This is a genomic window from Pinirhizobacter soli (assembly GCF_015905305.1).
Lineage (GTDB): Bacteria > Pseudomonadota > Gammaproteobacteria > Xanthomonadales > Rhodanobacteraceae > Pinirhizobacter > Pinirhizobacter soli.
In genome coordinates this window covers 372,436-396,518 of the sequence record NZ_JADZLQ010000001.1, presented here as the reverse complement: position 1 = coordinate 396,518, position 24,083 = coordinate 372,436, and the positions used below count along the sequence as shown (strand labels likewise).

Annotated in this window: 28 protein-coding genes; 11 read left to right on the top strand and 17 right to left on the bottom strand. The window is 62.9% G+C overall.

The window, feature by feature from the left end; all coding sequences use genetic code 11:
- Positions 1 to 43: 43 nt before the first annotated feature.
- Positions 44 to 1,744: a phospholipase C gene (locus NDK18_RS01430; RefSeq protein WP_250622840.1), complete on the top strand. Its 1,701-nt coding sequence runs from the start codon at positions 44 to 46 to the stop codon at positions 1,742 to 1,744.
- Positions 1,737 to 3,362 carry a multicopper oxidase family protein gene (locus NDK18_RS01425; protein WP_250626886.1) on the top strand — a complete coding sequence of 542 codons (1,626 nt, stop codon included), beginning with the start codon at positions 1,737 to 1,739 and terminating at the stop codon, positions 3,360 to 3,362. Before NDK18_RS01430 ends, NDK18_RS01425 begins: the two co-directional genes overlap by 8 nt.
- On the opposite strand, the gene NDK18_RS01420 is transcribed toward NDK18_RS01425, so the two are convergent.
- From NDK18_RS01420 to NDK18_RS01405, 4 genes are read right to left on the bottom strand one after another with little or no spacing between them, the layout of a single operon-like run.
- On the bottom strand, positions 3,359 to 4,582 hold the full coding sequence (locus NDK18_RS01420; RefSeq protein WP_250626885.1) for a beta-ketoacyl-[acyl-carrier-protein] synthase family protein: 1,224 nt from the start codon (positions 4,580 to 4,582) through the stop codon (positions 3,359 to 3,361). The genes NDK18_RS01425 and NDK18_RS01420 overlap by 4 nt on opposite strands.
- Positions 4,579 to 4,839 carry a phosphopantetheine-binding protein gene (locus NDK18_RS01415; RefSeq protein WP_250622843.1) on the bottom strand — a complete coding sequence of 87 codons (261 nt, stop codon included), beginning with the start codon at positions 4,837 to 4,839 and terminating at the stop codon, positions 4,579 to 4,581. Before NDK18_RS01415 ends, NDK18_RS01420 begins: the two co-directional genes overlap by 4 nt.
- A 52-nt stretch (positions 4,840 to 4,891) precedes the next feature.
- Complete coding sequence (locus NDK18_RS01410; protein ID WP_250622844.1) at positions 4,892 to 5,656, bottom strand: anti-sigma factor family protein; 765 nt, start codon at positions 5,654 to 5,656, stop codon at positions 4,892 to 4,894.
- Positions 5,653 to 6,213 (bottom strand): sigma-70 family RNA polymerase sigma factor, encoded by a 561-nt coding sequence (locus NDK18_RS01405; protein ID WP_250622845.1) that lies wholly within the window; start codon positions 6,211 to 6,213, stop codon positions 5,653 to 5,655. Before NDK18_RS01405 ends, NDK18_RS01410 begins: the two co-directional genes overlap by 4 nt.
- Before the next feature lie 145 nt (positions 6,214 to 6,358).
- On the opposite strand from NDK18_RS01405, the gene NDK18_RS01400 reads away from it, so the two are divergent.
- From NDK18_RS01400 to NDK18_RS01390, 3 genes are all read left to right on the top strand, one after another.
- A complete protein-coding gene (locus NDK18_RS01400; protein WP_250626884.1) occupies positions 6,359 to 7,309 on the top strand; it encodes a metallophosphoesterase family protein in 951 nt (316 codons plus the stop codon).
- A complete protein-coding gene (locus NDK18_RS01395; RefSeq protein WP_250626883.1) occupies positions 7,306 to 7,653 on the top strand; it encodes a cupredoxin domain-containing protein in 348 nt (115 codons plus the stop codon). Before NDK18_RS01400 ends, NDK18_RS01395 begins: the two co-directional genes overlap by 4 nt.
- Before the next feature lie 80 nt (positions 7,654 to 7,733).
- On the top strand, positions 7,734 to 8,177 hold the full coding sequence (locus tag NDK18_RS01390; RefSeq protein ID WP_250626882.1) for a pilin: 444 nt from the start codon (positions 7,734 to 7,736) through the stop codon (positions 8,175 to 8,177).
- 95 nt (positions 8,178 to 8,272) lie between these two features.
- Here NDK18_RS01390 and NDK18_RS01385 read toward each other — a convergent pair whose 3' ends face one another.
- The 10 genes from NDK18_RS01385 to NDK18_RS01340 all read right to left on the bottom strand — a co-directional run bounded on the left by NDK18_RS01385 (position 8,273) and on the right by NDK18_RS01340 (position 18,804).
- Positions 8,273 to 9,448 carry a lactonase family protein gene (locus NDK18_RS01385; protein WP_250626881.1) on the bottom strand — a complete coding sequence of 392 codons (1,176 nt, stop codon included), beginning with the start codon at positions 9,446 to 9,448 and terminating at the stop codon, positions 8,273 to 8,275.
- A 96-nt stretch (positions 9,449 to 9,544) separates the two neighbouring features.
- Positions 9,545 to 9,982, bottom strand: coding sequence for a dimethylsulfonioproprionate lyase family protein (locus NDK18_RS01380; RefSeq protein ID WP_250626880.1), 438 nt, complete (start codon positions 9,980 to 9,982; stop codon positions 9,545 to 9,547).
- A gap of 58 nt (positions 9,983 to 10,040) precedes the next feature.
- Positions 10,041 to 11,387, bottom strand: a complete 1,347-nt coding sequence (locus tag NDK18_RS01375) for a c-type cytochrome (protein ID WP_250626879.1) — start codon at positions 11,385 to 11,387, stop codon at positions 10,041 to 10,043.
- Between the two features lie 5 nt (positions 11,388 to 11,392).
- Positions 11,393 to 13,162, bottom strand: a complete 1,770-nt coding sequence (locus tag NDK18_RS01370; RefSeq protein WP_250622853.1) for a GMC family oxidoreductase — start codon at positions 13,160 to 13,162, stop codon at positions 11,393 to 11,395.
- Between the two features lie 2 nt (positions 13,163 to 13,164).
- Positions 13,165 to 13,944 (bottom strand): gluconate 2-dehydrogenase subunit 3 family protein, encoded by a 780-nt coding sequence (locus tag NDK18_RS01365; protein WP_250622854.1) that lies wholly within the window; start codon positions 13,942 to 13,944, stop codon positions 13,165 to 13,167.
- A 182-nt stretch (positions 13,945 to 14,126) separates the two neighbouring features.
- On the bottom strand, positions 14,127 to 14,765 hold the full coding sequence (locus NDK18_RS01360; RefSeq protein ID WP_250622855.1) for a Vgb family protein: 639 nt from the start codon (positions 14,763 to 14,765) through the stop codon (positions 14,127 to 14,129).
- 9 nt (positions 14,766 to 14,774) lie between these two features.
- A complete protein-coding gene (locus tag NDK18_RS01355) occupies positions 14,775 to 15,995 on the bottom strand; it encodes a helix-turn-helix domain-containing protein (RefSeq protein ID WP_250626878.1) in 1,221 nt (406 codons plus the stop codon).
- A gap of 30 nt (positions 15,996 to 16,025) precedes the next feature.
- Complete coding sequence (locus NDK18_RS01350; protein WP_250622857.1) at positions 16,026 to 16,409, bottom strand: TraR/DksA family transcriptional regulator; 384 nt, start codon at positions 16,407 to 16,409, stop codon at positions 16,026 to 16,028.
- 32 nt (positions 16,410 to 16,441) lie between these two features.
- Positions 16,442 to 17,923 carry a GH39 family glycosyl hydrolase gene (locus tag NDK18_RS01345; RefSeq protein ID WP_250626877.1) on the bottom strand — a complete coding sequence of 494 codons (1,482 nt, stop codon included), beginning with the start codon at positions 17,921 to 17,923 and terminating at the stop codon, positions 16,442 to 16,444.
- 38 nt (positions 17,924 to 17,961) lie between these two features.
- Positions 17,962 to 18,804, bottom strand: a complete 843-nt coding sequence (locus NDK18_RS01340) for a class I SAM-dependent methyltransferase (protein WP_250626876.1) — start codon at positions 18,802 to 18,804, stop codon at positions 17,962 to 17,964.
- Between the two features lie 173 nt (positions 18,805 to 18,977).
- Between NDK18_RS01340 and NDK18_RS01335 the strand changes: the two genes are divergently transcribed.
- From NDK18_RS01335 to NDK18_RS01325, 3 genes are all read left to right on the top strand, one after another.
- The gene (locus NDK18_RS01335; protein ID WP_250626875.1) at positions 18,978 to 19,289 is read left to right on the top strand and encodes an antitoxin Xre/MbcA/ParS toxin-binding domain-containing protein; all 312 of its coding nucleotides are present in this window, start codon (positions 18,978 to 18,980) and stop codon (positions 19,287 to 19,289) included.
- Positions 19,290 to 19,502: 213 nt separating this feature from the next.
- Positions 19,503 to 19,916 (top strand): hypothetical protein, encoded by a 414-nt coding sequence (locus NDK18_RS01330; RefSeq protein WP_250622861.1) that lies wholly within the window; start codon positions 19,503 to 19,505, stop codon positions 19,914 to 19,916.
- Between the two features lies 1 nt (position 19,917).
- The gene (locus NDK18_RS01325; protein ID WP_250626874.1) at positions 19,918 to 20,268 is read left to right on the top strand and encodes a hypothetical protein; all 351 of its coding nucleotides are present in this window, start codon (positions 19,918 to 19,920) and stop codon (positions 20,266 to 20,268) included.
- Positions 20,269 to 20,389: 121 nt separating this feature from the next.
- On the opposite strand, the gene NDK18_RS01320 is transcribed toward NDK18_RS01325, so the two are convergent.
- A complete protein-coding gene (locus NDK18_RS01320; RefSeq protein WP_250626873.1) occupies positions 20,390 to 20,839 on the bottom strand; it encodes an ester cyclase in 450 nt (149 codons plus the stop codon).
- A 184-nt stretch (positions 20,840 to 21,023) separates the two neighbouring features.
- On the opposite strand from NDK18_RS01320, the gene NDK18_RS01315 reads away from it, so the two are divergent.
- A complete protein-coding gene (locus NDK18_RS01315) occupies positions 21,024 to 21,737 on the top strand; it encodes a glutathione S-transferase family protein (RefSeq protein WP_343219734.1) in 714 nt (237 codons plus the stop codon).
- A 5-nt stretch (positions 21,738 to 21,742) separates the two neighbouring features.
- Here the strand turns inward: NDK18_RS01315 and NDK18_RS01310 are convergent, their stop codons facing one another.
- The gene (locus tag NDK18_RS01310) at positions 21,743 to 22,678 is read right to left on the bottom strand and encodes a sensor domain-containing protein (protein WP_250622865.1); all 936 of its coding nucleotides are present in this window, start codon (positions 22,676 to 22,678) and stop codon (positions 21,743 to 21,745) included.
- Positions 22,675 to 23,037, bottom strand: a complete 363-nt coding sequence (locus tag NDK18_RS01305; protein WP_250622866.1) for a PadR family transcriptional regulator — start codon at positions 23,035 to 23,037, stop codon at positions 22,675 to 22,677. Before NDK18_RS01305 ends, NDK18_RS01310 begins: the two co-directional genes overlap by 4 nt.
- Before the next feature lie 114 nt (positions 23,038 to 23,151).
- Between NDK18_RS01305 and NDK18_RS01300 the strand changes: the two genes are divergently transcribed.
- Positions 23,152 to 23,598 carry an Ohr family peroxiredoxin gene (locus NDK18_RS01300; RefSeq protein ID WP_250622867.1) on the top strand — a complete coding sequence of 149 codons (447 nt, stop codon included), beginning with the start codon at positions 23,152 to 23,154 and terminating at the stop codon, positions 23,596 to 23,598.
- Positions 23,599 to 23,661: 63 nt separating this feature from the next.
- Positions 23,662 to 24,063: a cupin domain-containing protein gene (locus NDK18_RS01295; RefSeq protein ID WP_250622868.1), complete on the top strand. Its 402-nt coding sequence runs from the start codon at positions 23,662 to 23,664 to the stop codon at positions 24,061 to 24,063.
- Positions 24,064 to 24,083: the final 20 nt, after the last annotated feature.

Sequence of the window (24,083 nt, the reverse complement as noted above, 5' to 3'; positions counted from 1 at the left end):
GGTCCATCGCAACTGGGCCAAACTTCCTTGGAGGATCGTCGTCATGCGCAAGTCATTGGCCGTGGGCATCGCCTGCGTGCTCACCCTGTCAGCTGCCTCGATCGCTGCCGCGCAGCAGCCGATCGCCGTTCCCGCACAAGAGCAAAGCGCCGGCCTCGGTTTCGGCTGGGGTGGCCATGGCAACGAGCCGCGTACTGCCACCCCGATCAAGCACCTGGTTGTGATCTTCCAGGAGAACGTCTCCTTCGATCACTACTTCGGTACCTATCCGTATGCCGCCAACCCGAAGGGCGAACCGGCGTTCTACGCGCGTCCCTTCACGCCCGACATCAATGGCCTGTCCAAGCGCCTGTTGACCAAGAACCCGAACGCCGCCAACCCGCTTAACGCCGACGCCGCGATCAACCCGTTCCGCCTGGAGCGCGCGCAGGCCGCAACGGCTGACCAGGATCACGGCTACACCGACGAGCAGAAGGCTTTCAACGGCGGCAAGATGGATTTGTTTCCGCTTTTCACCGGCCACGGCGAATCACTTCCCGGCGGCGAGCCTTCCGAGGAAGGCAAGGGCCAGGTGATGGGCTACTACGACGGCAATACCGTTACCGCCTACTGGAATTACGCGCAGAACTACGCGCTGAACGACAACAGCTACGGCACCACGTTCGGCCCGTCGTCTCCCGGCGCGGTGAATTTGATTTCCGGCCAGACCAACGGCGTGATCGACACGCTCAACGGCACCGGCGCCGAAACCGACGACGGCAACGGCGGCCTGACCATGATCGGCGACCCGGACCCGATCGGGGATATCTGCTCGTCGCCCACGGCGAACCAGGTGACGATGGGCGGCGAGAACATCGGCGACCTGCTCAATGCGAAGAAGATCACCTGGGGCTGGTTCCAGGGCGGCTTCGACACCACGCGCAGCAACCCCGACGGCAGCACCGGCTGCGGCCGCCACTCGCTGTCGACGGTGACCAATACCACGTCGAACGACTACAGCCCGCATCACTCGCCTTTCCAGTATTACCCGTCCACGGCCAACCCGACCCACGCCCGTCCCTCGTCGGTGGCGATGATCGGCAAGACGGACGCCGCCAACCACAACTACGACATCGACGACTTCTACGCCGCCGTCGACGCCGGCAACCTGCCGGCCGTGAGTTTCCTCAAAGCTCCGGCCTATCAGGACGGCCATGCCGGTTATTCCGATCCGCTGGACGAACAGACCTTCGTGGTGCACGTGATCAACGCGCTGCAGCAGAGCGACGAGTGGAAGGACACGGCTGTGGTCATCGCCTATGACGATTCCGACGGTTGGTACGACCACCAGGATCCGCCGCATGTGAATGCCTCCAAAGGCAGCACCGATGCCGTGAACGGCGCCGGCATCTGCAACGGCCGGGGCACGCTGCCGGGTATCGATGGCAAGCCGGCGCAGGGCCGTTGCGGCTTCGGCCCGCGCCTGCCGTTGCTGGTGGTGTCGCCGTGGGCCCGCGAGAACCATGTGGATCACACGCAGACCGACCAGAGCTCGATCACCCGCTTCGTCGAGGACAACTGGCTCAATGGCAAGCGCATCGGCGGTGGTTCGTCCGACGCCCACGCCGGCCGCCTGGACAGCATGTTCGACTTCTTCGTTCCGCGCCTGTTCGATCGCAAGCTGATCCTTGACGAATCCACCGGCCAGCCGAAGAATCATTCCGGTTGGCCGACCTGGCCATTCGGAAACGGTATGCATGGTTGATTCCACCCAGCGCCGCCGCTTCTTGCGGGCGGCAGCATGGACGGCCGCGGCGGGAGTGATCCCGCCGCGGCTTTTTGCCCATGACATGCACGGCATGCCTAGCGGCAAGGTGGGCAACAAGCTGTGCATGCATCCGATGGGCGACACCTCGCACTTGCCCGGTATCATCGATCCGAACAAGCTTGCGCCGTTTGTCGACCCGTTGCCGATCCCGCCCACCTTGCACGCGCAGGCTGGCAAGCTGCTGCGCATCCGCATGGCGCAGACCGCGCAGAAACTGCATCGCGATCTGGCACCGACCACGTTGTGGACCTATGGCGGGCAGTATCCAGGCCCCACCATCGAGGCACGCACGGGGCAGGGCATCGATGTGGCCTGGGAGAACGCACTGCCGCTGAAGCATATGCTTCCCGTCGACCATGCTATCTGCGGGGCCGAGGCCGACAAACCCGAAGTGCGCGCCATCGTGCACCTGCATGGCGCCAAGGTGCCACACAAGGACGACGGCTTCCCCGAGGACTGGTACGTCCCGGGCAAGTCGCGCACCCACCACTATCCCAATACCCAGGATGCCGCCACGCTCTGGTATCACGACCATGCGATGGGCATCAATCGGCTGAACATGTATGCCGGCATGGCAGGCCTGTACCTGCTGCGCGACGACCACGAGCTCTCCCTCGGCTTGCCCTCGGGCGATGAAGAGATTCCGCTGGTGATCGCCGACCGCCTGCTGCATGAGGACGGCCGCCTGTACTACCCCGATTCCGGTGACGCCAACGCACCATGGGTGCCCGAAGTGTTCGGCAACCTGACGCTCGTCAACGGCGCCATCCTGCCCCGTGCCGATGTACAGCCGCGGCGCTACCGCCTGCGCGTGCTCAACGCTGCCAACGGCCGTTTCTACCACCTTCGCCTGAAAGACGGCCGGCCCTTCCAGGTGATCGGTTCGGACCAGGGCCTCTTGGCCAAACCTGCAACGCTCAAGGCTATATTCCTTGCACCGGGTGAACGCGCGGACATCGTGGTCGATTTTGCTTACCTGCGCGGAGGCAGCGTGGAGCTGATGAACGACGCGCTGCCGCTGATGCAGTTCAAGGTAGGACAGGGTGAAGTAAAGGACGACAGCCGCGTGCCCGAGGTGCTGCGTGAACTTCCCCGCGTGACCGAGGCCAGCGCATCGAAGACGCGCGAGCTCACCCTGGATGAATACAGCGACTGCGTGGCGACGCCCATGCTGATGCTGCTCAATGGCAAGCGCTGGCACGATGAGGTCACCGAGAAGCCGGTGCTTGGCAGCACCGAGATGTGGAGCCTGGTGAACCTTACCGAGGACACCCACCCGATCCACCTGCACCTGGTGCGCTTCCAGATCCTCGATCGCCGTCCTTACGACGTGGGTGAGTACATCAAGAGCAAGACCCTCCACTACGTCGGGCCGGCGCAGGTGCCGCCCGCGCACGAACAAGGCTGGAAAGATGTGGTGCAGGCCTACCCGGGCATGGTCACTCGCATCGTCGCCACCTTCGACGGGTACGCCGGGCGCTATGCCTGGCACTGCCACCTGGCCGAACACGAGGCCAACGAGATGATGCGGCCGTTCGAGGTGGTGGCCGCTTAAGCCCTTAGCGCAAGCACGGCGTTCAGGCCGCCGAACGCGAATGAATTCGACAGCGCTGCGCGTACCGGCGTCTGGCGCGCCGCATGGAACACAATGTCCAGGTTGCAGGCAGGGTCGGGTTCGAGCGCATTCATGGTTGGGGGAATAACGCCCTCGGTGAGCGCGCCCATCACGGCGATCAGTTCCAGCGCCCCGGACGCGCCCAGCGCATGCCCGTGCATGGATTTTGTCGACGACACCGCCGGATGCATGGCGTGGCTTCCAAGGGCCATATGGATGGCCCGCGTCTCGGTGACGTCGTTGGCGAGGGTGCCGGTGCCGTGAGCGTTGATGTAGTCAACGTCGGCCGGATCCATCCGTGCATCGGCCAAAGCCGCGCGCATGGCCCGGGCGGCGCCGGCATCCGATGGCGCCACGATGTCGCCGGCATCGGCACTCATGCCGACGCCTGCGATATGTGCCAGGACCTTGGCGCCACGTGCCCTGGCGTGGGCAAGGGATTCGATCACGAACATGCCGGCGCCTTCGCCCAGCACCAGGCCGTGGCGCTGCCGGCAGAAGGGGCGGCAGGTATCGTCAGAGAGCACGCGCATCGCTTCCCAGGCGCGGAAAACCCCGTAACTCAGGCACGCCTCGGTGCCACCGGTGATCGCCACGTCCACCAGGCCGCTGCGGATGGCAAGGACCGCCTGGGCGATGGCGTGGTTGGCCGATGCGCAGGCGCTGGACACCGCGAAGGAAGGCCCGGTAATGCCGTGGCGCACGCAGATGTGGCTGGACACCGCATTGGCCATGATGCGAACGATGGTCAAGGGATGCAGGCGCTGGGAATTCTCGCCGTAGAGCTTTTCGCTTGCCGCATCCTGGGTGGTCTCGCCACCCACCCCGGTACCGACGATGACAGCCGCCCGTGTACCGCTGGCTTCGTCGAAGTGGAGCCCGGACTGGGCCATGGCTTCGTTGGCGGCAAGCAGCCCGAACTGCGAAACCCGGTCCAGCAGTGGCAGCGTCCGCTCATCAAAAAGGGTGGACGGGTCGAAGGCTGGGACCTGGGCCGCTACCCGCACACGAAGGCTCTCCGCGCGCGGGTGCACCAGTGGGGCAATGCCAACCCGGCCGGCCTTCATGGCGTCCCACAGGACATCCGCGCCGAAGCCGAGCGCGCTGACGGCGCCCGCCCCGGTGATGACAACCTGGCGATCGTCGGTGCTGGAACTCACGTCGTGGCCGGGGTTCCCGAGGCCATGGCCTGGCGTACCGCGGCCACCAGCCCGGATGCCGTATCGGCGTCGAGGTTGGCGTCCTGCTCGGGCAGGTGGATATCGAAGGCTTCCTCGATGTCGAAAATCACCTCGATGGCGTCGAGCGAGCCGAGGCCAAGGTCCTTGAACGTGGTTTCCGGTGTGACCTTTTCCCGGTCCACCCCGGCGCTCTTGGCGATGATGTCGAACACGCGGCTTTCGATCGGGTCAGTCATGGACCTGCTCCCTGGCGGATGGATGGTTTGTGCCGATCTTCTCGACCCTCCATTACCTTTTGCTTTCATTTCGTAAGGAATTTCGCCCCCGGAAGGCGGCGACGAAGGCATCCAGGGCATCCGGGGCCACGTTCGATACGGCAATGAAGGCCATGCCGCCCTCGGTCCAGCTGACCGAATTGTAGCCATCGGCGGCGGTCGCGGCAGGTTCCGTGGAGCCTGCGGCTGGCCATTGATAGAGGTTGATCACGTGCAGGCGGTGCCGGTACACCAGCGCCGCCACGCTGCGTCCCTGCAGCACGTCCATCCGGCCCCCGGCCAGCGGGAAGCCTTCGGCGGCGAGGTCCGTGACCTCGGGGGAGAAATCGAGCTTGCCGTCGAACCAGGGCTTGACCGTGTGCTGGTCGGTGGAGACCACGTCGATCAGGTGGTTTATCTGCATCGACCGCATGTGGCCGGAGATCGCTTCGGCAACCATGGCGTCTTGCCTCGGGCCCGTCCCACGCAGCAACCCGAAACTGCCGATGGCGGCCAGGGCAAGGAATGACGCGGCCAGGGCCAGCCCCCAGGCCGGCGGCCTGCGGCGCGTCATGGCGCTGGTGCGCGGGGCCGCGGGCAGGATGGACGCACGCAGGTAGGCAGGTGCCTGGTAGCGCAGTTGCGGATGGGACATCGCCCCGCGCGTGGCCTCGAGCCTGCGGTAGTACGTGCCGCAGCGTTCACAGGCTTCCATGTGGCGTGCCACTTCCAGGCTCTGTGCCGCGTCCAGTTCGTCATCCAGGTAGGCCTGCACCAGCAGGGCATCATGGCAGTTCATGGCGACACCTCCAGCGGCGAACGGACGAGTTCGGCGGCCAGGCGTTCGCGCGCCCGAGCCAGCCGCGACATCACCGTGCCGATCTTGAGCGATGTGATGGTGGCGATTTCCTTGTATGAGAAACCCTCCAGTTCCCGCAGCACCACGATCTCGCGCAGCGGCGCGGGCAGGGTATCGAGCGCCGACTGCAGTACGGCGATATCGGACGCGACCAGGGCGATGGCTTCGGGAGTGGGGCCACCGTCCACAAGCAGGTGGAGGTCTTCGTCGAGCGATTCATGCACACCCTGGCCAGGCTTCTTCGCGATCAGCGTCCAGGTGGTGTTGCGCACGATCGCCAGCAGCCACACCCTCGGGTTCTCGCCGTTGAAGCTGTCGAAGTAGCGAAGCGCCCGCAGCATCGATTCCTGCAGGGCGTCCTCGGCATCGGCATCGCTGCGCGCCAGCCATCGGGCAAGGTTCCAGGCAGCGTCCAGGTGCGGAAGAAAGCAGGCCTCGAAACGGGCTGTCCGATGGCGGTCGGGCGCTGGGCTCATGGCGGCGAGGAGGGCGGGCATGAAGATACTTACCGAGGTTACTCCCGTTTTATTCCCGTGGGCTTGAATGGGAATAAAGCCGCAGGGAAGGGGGTATGGGCAAGGGAGGCACGCGGTGGAACCCGCCGGTCTCTCCCCTTTGAAAACCAACCCCACGGAGACTCCCATGGACCATTCAAGCAACGATACCGAAAGCCCCGAAGGCCGCCGCGGATTCCTCAGGTGCATGGCCATGGCTGGCGCCGGCACCCTCTGGCTGATGAAGGGCGGCGTATTGCAGGCCCATGGGCTCGCCGATGGCAATGCCGGCACCGCCGCGCCTGACGCCACCTTCAGCTTCGTGCAGGTAAGCGACTCGCACATCGGTTTCCACAAGGAACCGAACATGGATGTGGCCGGTTCCTTCCGCGACTGCCTGGCGCGCGCCACGCATCAACGCAGCCGTCCGGACTTCATCCTGCACACCGGCGACCTCACCCATCTTTCCCGCCCCGAGGAATTCGATACCGTGGCGCAACTGGTGCGCGACAGTGGCGCGCCGCACACGCTGTACGTACCGGGCGAGCACGACGTGATCGGCGACAACGGCGCGGAGTTCTTCAAACGCTTCGGCGAGAAACAGGCCGATGGCGGCTGGTACAGCTTCGATCACCGCGGCGTGCATTTCGTCGGGCTGATCAATGTGCTCAATCTCAAGGCTGGCGGCCTGGGGTTCCTCGGCCCCGACCAGCTGGCGTGGCTGAAGAAGGACCTCGCCTCCTTGTCGGCATCGACGCCACTGGTCGTCTTCGCGCACATGCCGCTCTGGAACCTCTATGAATCATGGGGCTGGGGCACCGATGACAGTGCCGAGGCCATGACGTACTTGAAGCGCTTCGGCTCGGTCACCGTCCTCAACGGCCACGTACACCAGGTGCAGCAGAAGGTGGAAGGCACGGTCACCTTCCATACCGCCCGTTCCACCGCCTACCCGCAGCCTGCGCCTGGCGTGGGCCCCGGACCGGGGCCGCTGAAGGACATCGTGGCCGGCTCGTTGAAACACTACCTGGGTGTGCGCGAGGTTCGTCACGTGCGCGGCGCGCAGACACTGGCGATAGCCGAGGAGGCATTGGCATGAGAATGGGAATGATGGCCTCGGCGCTGGCCCTGGCATGGATGGCGTCGGTGTCCAACGCGATGGCGGCGAAGGCCACGCCTTCCGCATCGGTGCCAGGGCCGAGGGTGGAAATCCAGAACTTTGCCTTCATGCCCAAGACGCTGATGGTGCCGGCAGGCTCGAAGGTGATCTGGACCAACCTGGACGAGGAGCCGCATATCGTGGTCAGCGCCGGAGGGAATTTCCCCAACTCCCCTGGCTTGGACACCAACGACAGCTACAGCTTTACCTTCGTCAAACCGGGCACTTATACGTATTACTGCTCGATCCACCCCATGATGGTGGGCACGATCGTGGTGCAGTAATCGTGGTGCAGTAGTGGTTTCCACGTGCCGCCCGGGTGATATTATGGCGGCACGTTCCGGGGGGAACCAGGTGCTAGACCATGACTACTCAGAACCGCGCGAGCGGTGGTTTTACGCTGATCGAACTGATGATCGTGGTGGCGATCATCGCCATCCTTGCAGCGATCGCCATTCCGGCCTACCAGGATTACGTGATCCGCAGCCAGGTGGCTGAGGGGTTCAACCTGTTCGGTGGTGTGCGGCCAACTCTTGAAGAGTATTACGCCAACAATGGCACGTTCCCGCCCGATAACGACCCCGGTGGCATCGAAGGTCAGATCCAGGGCACTTACGTGAGCATGGTCGACGCCCGTAGCCAGCCTGGCCGGGTCATCATCAATTTCGACATGCCAAAGACGAACTCGGCCATCAGAAGTAAGGGCATCAAGTTGTCGGCGGTGACATCGTCCGGGTCCATCGTCTGGACGTGCGACCCAACCATGACAATGCCGCCGAAATACCTTCCGAGCAGCTGCCGGCGCTGACCTCCCGGCACGATGGGCTGGTGGCCCGTACGTAAGCCAGTGTTGCCGGCCCACGATGGACATTCGGTCCATCGTGGGCCGGCCCCAATCCAGTGCTAGTTGATCACCGCCAGGCCCTGCATGCCTGACAGCGCCGGAAACACTGGCGTATCACCAAGGAAAACCAGCTGGCCATCGCCCAGCACGAAGAACGTGTTGATGTTTCCGGTGCCTGGTGTCAGCACCTCCAGGAAGCGCCCGTCGCGCGAGAACTTGGTATCTGTGGGTGCGGCGCCCGTTGGAAGGCGCGCCGCCACACCATTCTTCGACAGCAGCCGCAGATGGCCATCCACATCCACTCGATAGCCGCTGAGCGTGCTGGTACCCGCGTTGGCGGTATAGGCAAGGTGGCCGGATGTCGCCAGCCAGCAGGTAGCGGCCTGCCCGTTGGTGATGGAGGCGGAGATCGGCGCAAGATGGCCGTTGCGCTGCACGGCATACGAGGACGCCGCTGCACCGGCCGCTTCGCTTACCAGCAAATGGCCGTTTTCATCGAAGCCGAAGCCGAATGGCGAAGGATCGGACGATGCAGTGGTCACCGGGTCCTGCGCGAGGCTGCCGTCGCGTGCGGTGGCGAAGAGTTCTATCGAACCTTTGCCTGCGGAATTTTTCACCGTGACGGCCAGCCATTTTCCGTCCGGCGAGAATTGAAGCTGGGTGGCGGTGTTGCCTACGTTCGGCTGGTTCCCCACAAGCGGCACGTCCGTGCCGATGAAGCGGGATGAACCGAGGAATTCCCTCAGGTGGCCGTCGCGGCCGATCTGGAACGTGGTGACGTTGGCTTCGTTGGCGCTATTGAGCACATAAAGCTGATCGCCGTGCTGGGCCAGGCTCACCGGGTAGTCGCCGCCCGATGAAACCACGTCCTCAAGCGCAAGGCTGCCGTGGTGAATGGAGAACACCGATACCTGGTTACTCCCGGCATTCACGGCGAACAACCATTTGCCATCCTGGCTTGCCAGCAGTTCGTTCTGTGCGCCGAGGGGATCGGGCGGCGGCGCCGTGGTGCCCACGCCTACGCCCACACCACCGGTAGCCGCCACCTGGATCCTGTCCAGGCCGCCGAAGAAGTTACGCCGTAGTACCGCAACGGAGTTTGCCTTGATGTTGTTAGACATCACGTACACGTAAGAACCTACGCCAAGATCCAACGAAGGAACCGGCTGTGCGTGCGCGGCCGACATGGCGAAGAACGCAAGCACGATGCCTGCGGCTAATGTTCGAAGTTGCATGATGGTGCCTCCAGGTGAACCCCAGGGGGAGGGGCACCATGAGTTCGTCCCGGCGGCTGTTCTGGTTACAGGTAATTTTGTCTTACGAGTTTTACGTCACGGCTGCGGCGCGGGCGTCGCCATGGGCTTGCCTTTGTCCACCACCCAGGTGGAGACCTCGCTACCGCCTTCATCGCCGGGGCCGGCCAGCAGTTCGTGCACCATGCCGGCGGGATTGAAGAAGTGGTCGCCCGCATGCAAGGTGCGGTCGGGCTGGCCCTTCTGTTTCAGGATCAAGGTTCCGCTGAGCACATAGCCGGCTTCGTCGCCTGGGTGGGTGTGCCAGGGCGCTACGGCGCCGGGTGGCATTTTTACGGTGCCGAGCACTAGTTGTTTGCCAGGCGCGCCATCGACGTCCCGGGTTTCAAGTACCGCGCGGATAGGTGCGGGTTTTGCGCTGGACGGTGCCGGTGCATTGGCTTGCGCCAAAGCCAACAACGGCATCGCCGCGGCGACGGCGACGGCTGTGAGGACGATCGACTGGAAGCGATTCACGGCGTGCTCCATGCCGGCGGGGATATCCGGCGAATGACCCCACAGGAATGGGCGGCCATCATGGCTGGTCGCCCGAATTGTCGGTAAGCCGCACGTTCACCAGGTCCAGCTTCCTGCGCAGTTTGGCCACTTGATCCGCCTTCACTGGCGAAGCCCGGTTGCCCCAGCTATTACGCACGTACGTGGTTACATCAGCTACCTGCTGGTCGGTGAGCTTCCACGCGAAGCTGGGCATCGTCAGCGGTGAGGGACGGGTCGGCGATGGCCCTACGCGCATACCGGCCAGGATGATATGCAGCACGCCGGTGGGATCGTTCTGCTGGGCGACGGCGTTGTTGCCCAGCGGCGGGAATAACGTCGGTTGTCCCACGGCGTTCTCGAGGTGGCAAGCCGTGCATGCGTCGGAGAATATCGCCGCACCGCGCTTCATGGAGCCGGCATCGGCCGCGGCTATATCGGTGTCGGGACTTGCCGGCAGGGATTTGAGATACACCGCGATGGCATGGCGGTCTTCATCGGTGATCAACGAGGTTGAATAGGTCACCACGTCGCCCATCGGGCCACCGGCCGATGCGCGATTGTTGCGGCCGGTCTTCAGGTACTCGGTGATGTCATCCACGCTCCAGCGTCCCAGGCCCGTGCGCTGGTTGCCGGTGAGGTCAGGGGCAACGTAGGCATCGAGCACGCCGCCCTCAAGATCATGACCCTTCTTGTCGGCGCCAAGCAGGTTTCGCGCGGTGTGGCATGCGCTGCAATGCCCCAGGCCACGCACCAGGACCGCACCGCGGCTCCAGTCGGGCGGTGCGTCGGCGGGCGCTTGCGACTTCGGTGCGTCGTGCAGGGCAATTACGTTCCAGAACGACACCATGAAACGGATATTCATGGGGAAGATGAGATCGTTTCCGGGCGGCTTGTACGCCACCGGCGGCGTCGTCTTCAGGTAGGCGAGCAGTGCGTCGTCGTCGTCGCGTTCCAGGTTGCGAAACCACGGGTAGGGGAACGCCGGATACAGATGCTGTCCGCGCCCGCCGATGCCATCGTGCATGGCCTTGTAGAACTGATCCGGTGTCCAGTTGCCGATGCCGTTGGTGGGGTCGGAGGAGATGTTCGAGGAGTAGATCACGCCGAAGGGTGTGTTCAAACCCAGGCCGCCACCGAACGGTTCACCACCCGCCCGCAAGTGGCACGAAAGGCAATCGCCCATGCGCACCAGGTACTGCCCGCGCCGCAATTGCTCGGCGTTCGGCCCGTCGGCGATGGGCTGGGTGATGACTTTTGCTGCCGCTACCGAAGTAACGGGCCCCGAAGGCAGCGCCGAAGCACGGCCAAGGTTCCAGGCCATGATCGCGCCGCCGATGATGCCCAGCACGATCAGTACCAGTACGACACGGATAAGGATTCGCATGGCATCTACGCCTGTACCAGGGGGCCAGGTTGCTTCAGGTATTGCTGCACGATCGCTTGCGCCGACATGTAAGCCAGCGCCGCCAACGTGCCCGTGGGGTTGTAGCCTGCGTTCTGCGGGAAGGCGCCAGCACCCATCGAGAACACATTGTGCACGTCCCAGCTTTGCAGGTACTTGTTCACCACGCTGTTGGCTGGGCTATCACCCATGATCGCGCCGCCGGTGTTGTGCGTGGTCTGGTAGGGCACTACGCTCCACGAGCCGATACGCCGGTTCAGCTTGATCTCGCGCGGGTTCATCGCCTTGGCGATCTCCGCGGCGCGATCGGTAAGGTAGTCGGACATCTTGTGTTCGTTGTCCGTGAAGTCGAACGTCATGCGCAGCATCGGCCGGCCGTGGATGTCCCGATAGGTGGGATCCAGGTCAAGGTAGTTACCGCGATGGCTCATGCACGAGCCATGCACGCTAAGGCTGAAGGAGCGCAGGTAATTCTTCGCGGCGGCATGCTTCCAGGCCTTGCCCCACGCAGGCGTGCCCTGGGGCGTGTAGATCATCTCGATGGGGCGGCCACCGGTGACCATGCCGGCGATATAGGCGCCGCCGATGAAGCCAAGCCCCGAATGATCGAAGTTGTCGCCGTTGAAATCATCCACCACCGTGGCCAGCGCACCGGCGCCGATAAAGGGATTGATCAGCTTGTCGTCGAAGAACACATTCACCGATGACATGGTCTGGTAGGCGTAGTTCTTGCCCACCACGCCCTGGCCCGTGGCGGGATCGTACGGCGTGCCGATGCCCGACAGCAGCAACAAGCGCACGTTCTGCAGGATGTACGACGACAGGATCACGATATTCGCGGGCTGGAAGAATTCCTCGCCAGCGCTGTTCACATACGTCACGCCGGTGGCCTGCTTCTTGTCCGGCGACAATTCCACTTTCAGCACCTCGCACTCCGTGCGCAGGGTGAAGTTGGGCTTGGCCATCAGGTAGGGCAACACGGTGGTCTGCGGGCTGGCCTTGGAATAATTGCCGCAGCCGAACTTCTCGCAGAAACCACAATAGGTGCACGCACCCAGCTGTGCACCTAGATTGTTCACGTAGGGTTGGCTTAGGTTTCCCGTGGGGTGGGGAAACGGATGCCGCCCAAGTTCCGCCGCTGCTTTGCCGAACAAGGTCGGCCCATAGGTTTGCGGCATCGGCGGGGTGGGATATTCCGCGGAGCGGGAACCTTCGAACGGGTTGCCGCCTGGCTGGACTTGGCCATTGAGGTTGCCAGCCTTGCCACTGGTGCCGCAGAGCACGTCGAAACTGTTGTAGTGGGGTTCGAGCTCCTCGTACGTTACGCCCCAATCCTGCACGGTGAGGTCGTAGTCGGTGACGGACTTCTTGCCGTAGCGCTGCTCGTTGTGGCTTTTGGTCAGGAAGTCCGACGGCAGGAATCGCCAGATCTGCCCGTTCCAGTGCACTCCGCCACTGCCCACGCCCGTTCCCAGCAGGAACGACCCCAGATGCCGCATCGGCAGCGCCGTCTGGCTGGTGTTGTTGCGGATGGTCAGCGTGTCGTCGGAGACGTTCTGGAACAGATGATGCCGCCACATGTAGCGCAACTCATCCTGCGCGAAGCCGGTGGCGAAATCGGTGGAGGTGTCGCGCCAGGGCCCGCGTTCGAGTGCAAGCACGTCAAGCCCTGCATCGGCCAGTTGCTGGCCCATGATGGCGCCGGTCCAGCCGAAGCCGACGATCACCGCATCAACGGGTTTGAGGGTGGTTGCCATGCTCAGGTCTCCGAATTCCAGCCGGGCCTACCCTTGAACCCCACGGGCGGGAAGGGAACGGGTTCACCATGGCGGCTGACCCATTCGCGGTAGTCGTAATGCGCGCCGGGAAAGCCGATCATCTTCCAGGCGCCCATGTCCTTGTTGCCACCGTAGATGGGATCGGAGAAATATCCTTCCTTGGTGTTCTGCAGCAACATGGTGAAGAAGGCCTTGGCGTCAACGCCGTCCTCCAGTTGCACCTTGCCCGCTTCGAAGTCCTTGAGCAGCGCGTCCCGCTCGTCTTCGGACAACTTGGCGAAGTCCGCGCCGTTGTGGTTGGCGTGGGTGTATTTGTTGATGGCGCCGATCGCCGCGCGATACATCTGCGCCGGTGAAAACCGGCTCTGGTAGCCCTGCTCGGGCGCACCCTTGGCCCACGGGCCGCCCAGGTAATAGTGATCGCCACGGCCGAAGGGCCCAGCCAGTTGCCGGTCGAGGAAGAACGGTACGTTGGCCTCGACGGCGCCGGGACCCACTTCATCGTTGGGGATCAACCGGCTGACGGCGGCCTCGATGAACTCCCTTTCGGCTGCCGTGAAAAACTTGTAGTCGGTGCCGGAAACACCGGGTGGCGCATCGGCCAGGCCTTCCTGCCACGGCACCCCTCCCTGGTAAGTTCGGGGTGGTGCACCCAGCTCGCCATCGTGAACCTTCGCCCCCAGGGCGCCGGCGACACCGGCCGTGGCGGCAACGGCACTTCCCAGGAGGAAATGCCTGCGATCGAGCTTGGGCTTGTCCATCGAACATTCTCCGGAATGTCTCGCTCCCCTGCGGGCGGGCACGAGTGTCACGGTGATGCGTGGCCTGGCGTTTGTATAAACGTGTCGACTGTATTCCTGATTATCTAAGGGGTGGAATGAGACTTTCGTGTAGGGTGGCTGTCGCAAGTTCTTGCGATTCATGAGCCCGTGGCGAGGCGAAACTAGATACGCCGGGGCCGCCGCACGGTGCGCACCGTGCCTTTATTTCCCCCGCCGCAGAAAAACCGATCGCCGCCATCGGATTCCAGCCCGGAAACGCGCGCACCCGCGGGCATTTCCAGGGATTCGATTACCTCGCCGGTATTGGCATCGACGTGCCGCAGTTCGCTCATATCGTTTTCAAGGGTGGCGTGCCACAGCTCACCGTCGACCCAGGTGACGCCGGTAACGAAGCGGTTGGACTCGATCGTGCGTAGCACCGCGCCGGTATCGGGATCCACCTGGTGGATCTTCCGCCCCTGGTACTGCCCAACCCAAAGCGAGCCTTCGGCCCATGCCAGGCCCGAATCCCCACCGCCGCCGGGAGCGGGAATCCAGGCAAGTATCCGGCCGGTCGCGGGGTCGATCTTGTGGATGCGATCCTCGGCAATCTGGAACAGGTGCTCGCCGTCGAAGGCCGTGCCTGCGTGGGCGGGGATGTCGATGGTGCGTCCTGTTTTCCCGCTTTCAGGATCCAGCGCAATGAGCTTGTCGCCCGCGGCAAACCAGACCTGCTTGCCGTCGTAGGTGAGCCCATGCACGTTGGCGACACCCGGGAAGGGTCCATGCTCGCTGATGATGTTGGCTGTTGATCGTTTCATGGGCTGATCCTAGTCACCGGGCAGGGGAGAAGGGAGTAACAAGGTCGTCGTGAAACCGGGCAGCGGCGGGGTCATCCAGCGACGCGCGCGGCCGCCGCCGAAAGAATGCGCCATGCCCGATGCTGCCAAATCTTCCAGCGACCGCTGTACGGTGCGCTGGCTCGCACCCAGTGCCAGCGCCAGCGCCGAACTCGACCACGACTCACCGTCGGCAAGGAGGGCCAGTACCTCTCCATGCCTGCCTTCCACTGGCCGCGCCAACACCACGATTTCGCTCGCATCAAGCGGGGCCAGCACGAAGCCGTGCGCGGTGGCGTTCACCTCGGCCAGGGCGCCAAGCATGGCGCGAAGCCGTCCGATCTCCACACGCAGTCGGGCGCGATGGGTTTCATCGGCATGCCTGGCGCGGAACGCTCGTGTGATCAAAGTATTCCTCGGTACGTCACCAGGCCACGCTTCGGCCAAAGCCCGGACCAGGGTAAACAGCACCGGACGTGTCGACAGCGACACGGCGGTGTCCGCACGGCGAACGACATGGCGGCAGGCGTCGATCACCAGGTTACGTGAAGCAAAAAGCGCTTCGACGTCCTCAAGCAACAGGGCGCGTTCGACGTCGCGGGAGACAAGGCGGGCCGCCGGCAGGGTCAGTAGCCGCGATGCCGCTTCCACTTCCGCCGACAGTGCCGGGATGGCCGCCTGGCGGGCATTGGCCGCCGCCCTGGCAAGCGCTTCGCGTGCGACACCGGCACGTACGCGGCGCATGGCGATGCCCGCCACCATCAGCGCGTGCGCCGCCATCAGCGCTGGAGGGAAGGGAGAAGGATCGATCTGGGCAAGTGCCCGCTCGGCATCGTCAAGATGTCCGAACAGCAGCAGCCGGCGAACCGCCAGATACCGAGCGTGGCCGGCATTCATGACGTCGCCGTGCGACTGAAGCGTGGCCTGCGCCGCGTCGAGCCTGTGGGTTGGCCACGCCAGCTCCCGCGAGGCCAGCGCCACTTCCGCTTCCGCCACCACGCATCGCGCACGGGCCACGGCCTGTTTCGGCCCAAAGCCGCGCGCGGCACTTTGCAGTAACGCCTTGGCCTTGGGGAAGTCGCCAAGCTGCGCCATGGCGATGCCCCGCAACGCCAGCGCCGGTGGATCGTTTCGCAAGGCAACGCGATTGAGCGCACCGAGCGGATCACCTGCCGCGAGGGCGCGTCCGGCAGCGGTGATCAGCGAGTCCATGGAAGTACCGCCGCCTGCGCTTCAGGCACGTTACGGGTGCTTTTCCTGCGCGCGGAGCTCTTCCGTAGTGAAAAGCGCTTCGGGGACTGCTTCCAGATGAGCGCGTGCGATCGGCTTGCCGTTTCCGTCCGACAGGCCATAAGTGTGGTCACGGATCTTCTGCAGCGCACGGTCGATGTCGGCCACGCGCTGTTCGCCACGGGCAAGCAGGGCCTCTTCATTGGCCAACTGCTCCAGCCGGTCGCCGTCGTCGCCGCCGTCCATGGGTTCGTCGCCGGCGGCTTCCTGCACCTGGCCACCTTCGACCGCGGCGGCATCGGCGGATGCCGTCAACTGCCGGCGGAGCGTGACCAGGCGGTCGTGCTGACGTGCGATGAAGGCCTCGTCGAGGTCCGGGTGCGGGGACTTGGTCATGGCAGTACTCCGGGGGATAAAAGAAGCCTACATCAGTTGAAACTAACCACGGCCACCTCGAACGGTTCAAGGGTTACCTCAGCCCCCGAATTTCGGATCCCCGGTGCATGATCACCGGTGCTCGGCGCGACATAGCTGATGGTCGCGCCTGCCTGGTCGAGCTTCACTGTTTGCGGGGTCTGGCGTTTGTTCACCAACAGCAGCTTGCGCCCATGCCCGGTCACGAATCCCTGGGTGAAGACAGCGCTGCTGCTCGACGCGGTGGCAACCAGTTGATCGCCAGGGCCAAAATTGTCCTTCAGGAGCTTCAACACCCAGTAGCGCGCATTGGGAGCGTTCGTGTGGTAGTTGATCATGCTCACCGACGGGTATTGCGTGGGATAACCCACCAGCTGCGATTCACCCACCACGTCGATGCCCAAGGCCGCCGTCTTCGCATACAGGTAGGCGTAGAGCGCGCCGGAAAGGTTCCAGTAATCCTTCGGTTCATCCACCGCGGGCGCGCCACTGTTGCTGTCATCGTCCGAGGCCAGGATGGAGCCCAGTTCATTGAGCGACGTCTTAGTCTCCGGCGACAGCCTGTGCTTGATCTGCTCGATGTATCGCGTGGCCGAAAGGAAGCCATCGGCCTGGTCGAAGAAGGTGTACTGGTTGGCCTCCATCGGCTGGCCGGGCGATGGCGTGGCATAGAAGTGATAGCTGATGAAATCCAGCGGCGTGCCCGGCGCGTGGTTTTTAGGGTTGAGGAAGTACTCGAACATCGCGCTTTCCGTGCGCGGTGCCGCCGAGGCGATGGCGACGAATTTAAGGTCCGGCTGCACCTTGCGCATCGCCGCTGTCACCACATCGTAGAACTTGGTGTATTCCTGCGGTGTCCAGTGGTGCTCGGAATCGACTTCGTTGAGCACCTCCCAGTAGGCCACTTTGTAGTGGTGCTTGCTGGCGTGGAACTTCCCGTGCTCGTCGGTGAAACCGCCCTTCGTGTACCAGGCCAGCAGCCGTGCGTAATAGTCCGCGGCCTGCCTGTAGGTCGGATCCTTGATCCGGGTGCCCTGGGTGTAATCCCAGAATGCTCTATCCGGATCCTTTGGGTAGGTCACCGGCTTGTCGGTCTGCCACAGCCATGCAGGCATGGTGCTGAAATTCAGCACCACCGGATGGCCGGCCGTGGCGGCCATGAAATCCTCGAGCGTGGGATCAAGAAGGGTGAAGTCCCAGGAGGTGCCTTCGCTTGTGGGAGGCTCAAGTTCCGCCACGCCCTGCCGCGGATAGGGCAGCCATGGCACGTAGCGCACCTCATCGGCCTGGATATCCTTCAGCGCCTTGAAGGCCACGTCGTGGAACTTGCCGCCGCGTGCAAGGCCCGGGTTCACCACGACTTGCAAGGTGGCCACGGCTTTCGACATTGCCACGGGTTTGGACCAGTCCACTTGCAGTGCGATCGGCTCGGCGGCTGCTTGCGCGGAGAGGACTGCCATGGTGACCGACGCGAGGATGAGACCGAACGTGCGCATGGCTATTCCTTGTGGGGAAGAAGGACACCATACGGCCCCTACCGTCTGCTGGCGAGTACACCATCGAGCACCAGCTGCGCCTTGAAGCCGGCTTTCTCAAGCCGTTTGGCCACTTCGTTGGGGACATCACGGCCGCTGGTGAGCTTGTTGGGACTGCCGGTGTAATGGAACAGCCGGCCGCCGCGACGCAGCACCCGCGCCAGTTGGTCGTAGAACGCTTGCGAATAGAGCTCGCCGGCGATGCCGAAGCGCGGCGGGTCGTGCAGCAGGGCGTCCACGGAACCACTCGCCAACTGCGTGATCGCTTCGGATACGTCGCCATGAGTGAGGCTCAACCGGCCACCGCTGGCGGGCGCATCGGGATCGGGCGACCACGGGTTCAATGTGCGTAGCCACAACACGTCTTCGTTCTTCTCGAACGACCGAATATTGGCCACGCCAGCCTCAAGGCAGCACGCGGCGAAGTAGCCCAGGCCGCCGCAGGTATCGAGCACGAGCTTGCCGCGAGGTTCGATCAGCGCCACCTTGCGTCGCGCATCGTCCACTGGCGACTCTTTCGACGTCGGCAGCATCTTGATGCCGTCGATCTCGAACGTGGGCGCGCCCCACTCGGTAGGCACCAGCTTGATCAGGGAGCCGGAGAACCGCGACACCGTGTCGAAACCCTCGCCGTCCCAGTAGTAGATCGTCCGGTCCTTGAGCCTGGCGGGGTAGGGATAGTGCTGGTCACGCCATTGCCAGGTGTCGCGATGAAGCGCAGCGTCTGCCTGTGAGCGGCCAAGGTCCAGCGACCCCGTCCATGTGATTGCGCCTGCCTCGCGCGCCGCGCTCAGGGCCTGGGCGGCCGGGCGGGTCAGCAGGGGACCGGGATAGTGCGACACGATGAAGAACTCCGGGTAACGCACGAATGACGGAAAAAAGCGAGGGGTGCCATCGTAAGGGAAAAGCCCGTTGGCGTGTTCGGACCCAGAAGCTTGACGGGCATCATGTTTAGGCCCCTGGGCGGCTGGCAAGATTCGGGTGCACACAGCCCCCACTGCCAGGGTAAGTCCCCATGCCACACACCGCAGCCAGCTTCGAGTCCGTCAGGCGGGAAATCGAGCGAACCAGCGCGCTTCGCGATGCGGCCCTGCTCGCCGGATTCGAAGCGCTCGAACAGCGCAACAGCTCCCTGGCCCAGATGGTGCTGATGGTCTTCGGCGACCGCCGCCGCGCCGCGCAGTGGATGAGCCAGCCGCAACGTGCGTTCGATGGACGGACCGTCTGGCAGGTGCTGATCGACGGCGACGAGGAAGCACTATGGGATGCGCTTGAGCAGCGGCAAGGAGGTGCGGAGCTGGCATCGAGGTTGCGCGTGGAGGGTTAATTGCACTTGGGCTTTATCGCCCCATGGCCTCGCCTTGACGCCCCGGAAGACCATCCCTGAAGATCTGATCATGAGGGGGTGTCGTAGATTGGGCGCTGGCCAGGAGATTAGACTGCGATAACGACAAAGGTATGCCTGATTTTTGAACATCAGGGAGTATTTTGTGAGGGTTAAATAGGCTGGGTACGGGACGGCATTCAAGGGGGATGCAACGTGCTTACGAATTTTTTGGCGATGCCAATACTGCTCAGGTTCATGACCGGTCACGCGCTGATCTGCGTGATCCTGTTCATCGTTTCCGTGCTGCCCTACGACTCTTACGGCATCGACGGGCGCCAGGTCTCCCAAGCAGAATGGTGGAGCAGTGGCGTAGGACCTCTCGTGTCACTCATCGGCTTGTTTGGATTTGCGGCCGGCTGGTCTCTTCTCAAGAAGAAGAGATATGCGCGAGAGCTCTATCTGGCATTTCTAACGGCTGGCTTCGTTGTGCCCTATCCATTTATCGGAGAGGCCTGGTTTAGCTTGATCGGCATACTCATCGTGACAGCCGCAGGGGTGTATCTGTTCAAGAATAAGGTCGTCGCAGCATATTTTGAGCATGTTGTGAGCGAGCTTTCGGCCGGTTGATATGAAAGCATCCAGGTACGACAAATTGGAAGCTCAGCTGGCGGCTGTGGAAGTTGATCTTTTGAATTTGCTCAAGCGCGTGCTGCCGCGTGCCGCGCACTCCGGTGAGTTCTTATTCTTCAATTCGGAGTTCATGCCTGACTACATCCGGCCTCATTGGTTACCGGAGGAGAGTGAAGTGGTTCTATCGCTCGCCCGGGAGTCGTTGTCGTTACGCGACCAGCTTCAGCTTCCTGCGAAGGGTACGGCCGCGCAGATGTATCTCTCGGCTTGCACCGAAAATTCGAACGTCAAGGACGAACATCGCCGCGGCTCTCGCCAGTTGGCAGCCTGGCTGCTTGGGGAACTGTAAAAGGTGGCAGGCAGCCAGGGTCAGAAATCCGCCACAGAACGGTCGGGCTTGCGCCCACCTGGCTGCCCGCCCGAAGGCGGATGGCCTCGACTACCGCGGGAGCTACCTGCGGTAGTCGATCCTAGGCCGCCTTGATCAGGCAGAGCTGCGTAAGTGCCGTGACTCCGTCATCCAGGCCGATCTCCTCGACGATCTTGCCATCTTTGAGTCGAAGCACCGTGGTGCCGGTGAAATGCATCTTCCTGCCCGTGGCCGCGGGAAGCGAACCTGCCAGGAAGTCGCTGAAGGCCGGGCCGGCGTGCGTGCCACCACCTTCCCAGCGGCCGACAACGTAGTCACCCTCGGCAATGAGATCAGCGGCGCCCCAGAACTTCAGGTCCGGGAATGAGCTGCGAAAATCCGTCATGAAATCCTTGATGTCCTGATGACCCCGGCGCGGCTCGTGCAGCGAGTACTGAAGCAGCATGTCGGGCGAGGCAAGCTCATCGACGATGGCGAGGTTGCAGGTTTCACCCCAGAAATCGTTGAACCAACGGCCGACGATGGCCTTGTTATCTTCTTCTTTCGACATGGCTAAGCATCCTTATCTGGTGAGATGAGTGGGAGGGTGGGCCCTCCCCAGGAAAGATAGATTCCGCATCGATACGGGAAACTCCGTTTCTTGCTTTTGAGATAAGCGGCGCCCGGGCTTGCCAGGATGATTTTTGTCGCGAAGCCTTGGAGAATAGAGAAGCCTTCTCCACCCAGGACCCACCGTGAGCAGACCCAAGCTGTACTCGGGAACCAGGAACGCCTCGAGCTGGGCCATGCGCGCCTGGCTTGCCCTGCGCGCGGCGGGGGTCGACTTCGAGGAAGAGATCGTCAATATCGTGCGACCGCAGCGCTTTGCCAACCTGAAAGCCGTCGGTCGCATTTCGCCGCCGGCGATGGTGCCCGTGTTGGTGGTGGACGGGGTAGCGATCTACGATTCGCTGGCGATCATGGAATACGCGAACGATGCGTGCGGGGGACGCCTGCTGCCTGTCGACGTGACGCAACGGGCCCAGGCGAGATCCCTGGCGGCGTGGCAGCACTCAGGTTTGTCGAATATCTGCGCCCGAATTTCATTCGAGAGCGCCTTCTATCCGGAAAAACGGACGCTTACTGCCGTCGAGACGAGCGAATGCGAGCGTCTGTTCGGCGTTCTCGCCAAGTACGTTGCTGAAAGCAGCGGCCCGTTTCTTTTCGGGACCCTGTCTCTGGCTGACCTGATATTGGTGCCGACCATCGTGCGTCTTGTCGCTCATGACCCGGTTGTGCCCTCGAGGGACGCCATCGAAGCCTGGACGCAGACACTACTGGCGATGGCCGACGTCAAGGAATGGATGCGGGACGCAAGATTGCTGCCACCTATCTGGTCGGACGACTACCTCGTTCCCGGGCAGCCGGTCGACTTGCGCGTTATTCCCGATCCATTCGACGCCGCCTGAATCCACTACCGCGCCGGTGCTACCAGTAGATGCTTTGCCAGCAGGCCATGCAGGTACCCGATGCCGCGGGCCAGGTGCAGGGTGCCGAACATCAGCAACACGCCGAACAGCAGCGAACCAAGCAGTGCGGCGGTACCCGCGGTTCCATCGATGCCAAACATCTGGATGTGCATGAAAACCCAGGAGTTGTCGGCAAAGCCGGGCGTGGCAAGGCCTGTCCAGGCGGCCAGCGGCAGGCCGATGAAACTGACGACCAGCGCGATCAGCGTCACGAAGATGGTGAAGTACGCAATGCCCAGCGGCAGCATCAGCAGGAAATAAATATGCGTGGACCACATGCGCGGATCGGTAAACAGACCCTTGATCTTCGTCATCAGGCGATCGTCACGGTTCGCGTACAACGGTCGGCGCGGCATCCGCACACCCAGCATGGCTTCCACCAGGCGTCCTTCAGCCAGTGACAGCACGCGCACGATGCCGAAGTACAGGATGATGATGGGAATGCCGATGATCAGCACCGAAAGCCCCAGCGACAACGACATGCCCACGGCTATCAAGGTGAAGTAGAAAACGCCCGAGACGAGCGCCAGCAGCATGTAGAACAGCGCGCCGTAGCTGCGGAAGTCCGCCGCCACGCCGAAGAATTTTCCCCAGGGCGTGGTCCAGCGCGGAGCCGGCGGGCGTAGCGCGGTCTGAACCTTGGCCTCAGTATCGCGATAGATCTCCGCCACTTCGTCCGGTGCGCCGTAGCTGCCTGCGACCATGGCAATGATCTCCGCTTCGGATTTGCCGGGGTTCTCGCTCATTTCCGAACGCAAGTAATCCTCTGCGTCGTAGAGGGCATCCTGCACGAGCGCGGGATCCGATCCGTCCAGCGCCTTGCGCAATTCATCCAGATACCGCTTGATGGTGGTGGGGTAGGGCGAGGCGGCAGTATTCATTTCACATCCTCAAGCGCGGTATCGACGAAGTCGCGGGTGGAAGTCCAGGCAGAGGTCCAATCACGCAGTGCCTCGCGGCCATTCGCATTGATCCGGTAATAACGTCGCGGCGGGCCGGTGTCGGAGGGTTCGACATGGCTATCGAGCAAGCCGTTGCCCTCAAGCGTGCGCAACACCGGATACAGCGCGCTCTGCTTGCCGATAAGCACGCCGTCGCCCTCGCGCTCGAAGCGCTTGGCAATCTGGTAGCCATACATGGGCTCGTCGGCGGCCGCCAGGATGGCCAGCAGGGCAAGCGACACCGTGCCGGAACTGAGCTCACGCCTGAACTTGCGAAAATGTGCGTCGAGGTCGCCCATGTCTGATTTCCCTAGCTTGGGAATTAGACTAGTGCGAAGCTCGGTATAGTGAATGTGCTGGTAGTCATGGCAGGCGCATGATGAAGGGGGCAGGGATCCCCGGAGGAACACTTCATGACCAAGATCGAAAAAGTCATTTTTACGGGCAAGACCCACACTAAAGTCAATCACGATCCCAAGGCACAGCGTGCCGATCACGACGTCGTCGACATCAAGCTGTCGACGCCGGGTGGCGAGAACTATGAGTTCAACGCCGTCGTAACCCACCCGACCGCCGAGCAATTGTTCGCGGGCGCCTGGTCGGCTTGCTACACCAGTGCACTTAATCTGGCGGCCTCGCTGAAGAAGGTCACGCTTCCGGCTGATGCTTCGGTGGACATCGAAGTGGATGTGGGTCAGACGGGTCCAGGCTGGTTCCTCGGTGCCAGGTTCAATGTCCGTCTGCCAGGTCTGGCACAGGATATCGCCGAGGCCATCGTTCACTCCGCCCATCTGATCTGCCCTTACTCGAAGGCCGTCAAGGGCAACATCGACGTTGCCGTGACCGTGGCGACCACCTGACGCACTGCCAAGCCGGTTCGACCAGTCCCCGCTGTGTCGAACCGGCTGATCGAGGAGAATTCCATGAACGTGTTGAACGTCGCGGCTGCGAGCCTGCTGGTCGTCGCAGGCAGCCTGGTGCCCCATGCTGCACAGGCGCAGCAAACGGGAACCCACCGCACCGAGTTATCCAAGAACGACATCAGCATTCCCGGCTGGGAGGCCGTGCAACTGCGCGTGGACATTGATCCGGGGAAGATCGCCCCGAATCACAGGCATCCGGGTGAAGAGATCATCTATGTCGTCGAGGGCACGATCGAGTACCAACTCGAGGGCAAGCCGTCGGTAAAGCTCAAGGCCGGTGATGTCCTGTTCGTGCCTAAAGGCGTTATTCACAGCGCGAAGAATGTCGGCCAGACCAATGCGGCGGAAATCGGCACGTATATCGTTCCCAAGGGAAAGCCGCTGGTTGAATGGATAAAGTGATCGCGGAGGAGGGTAACCTA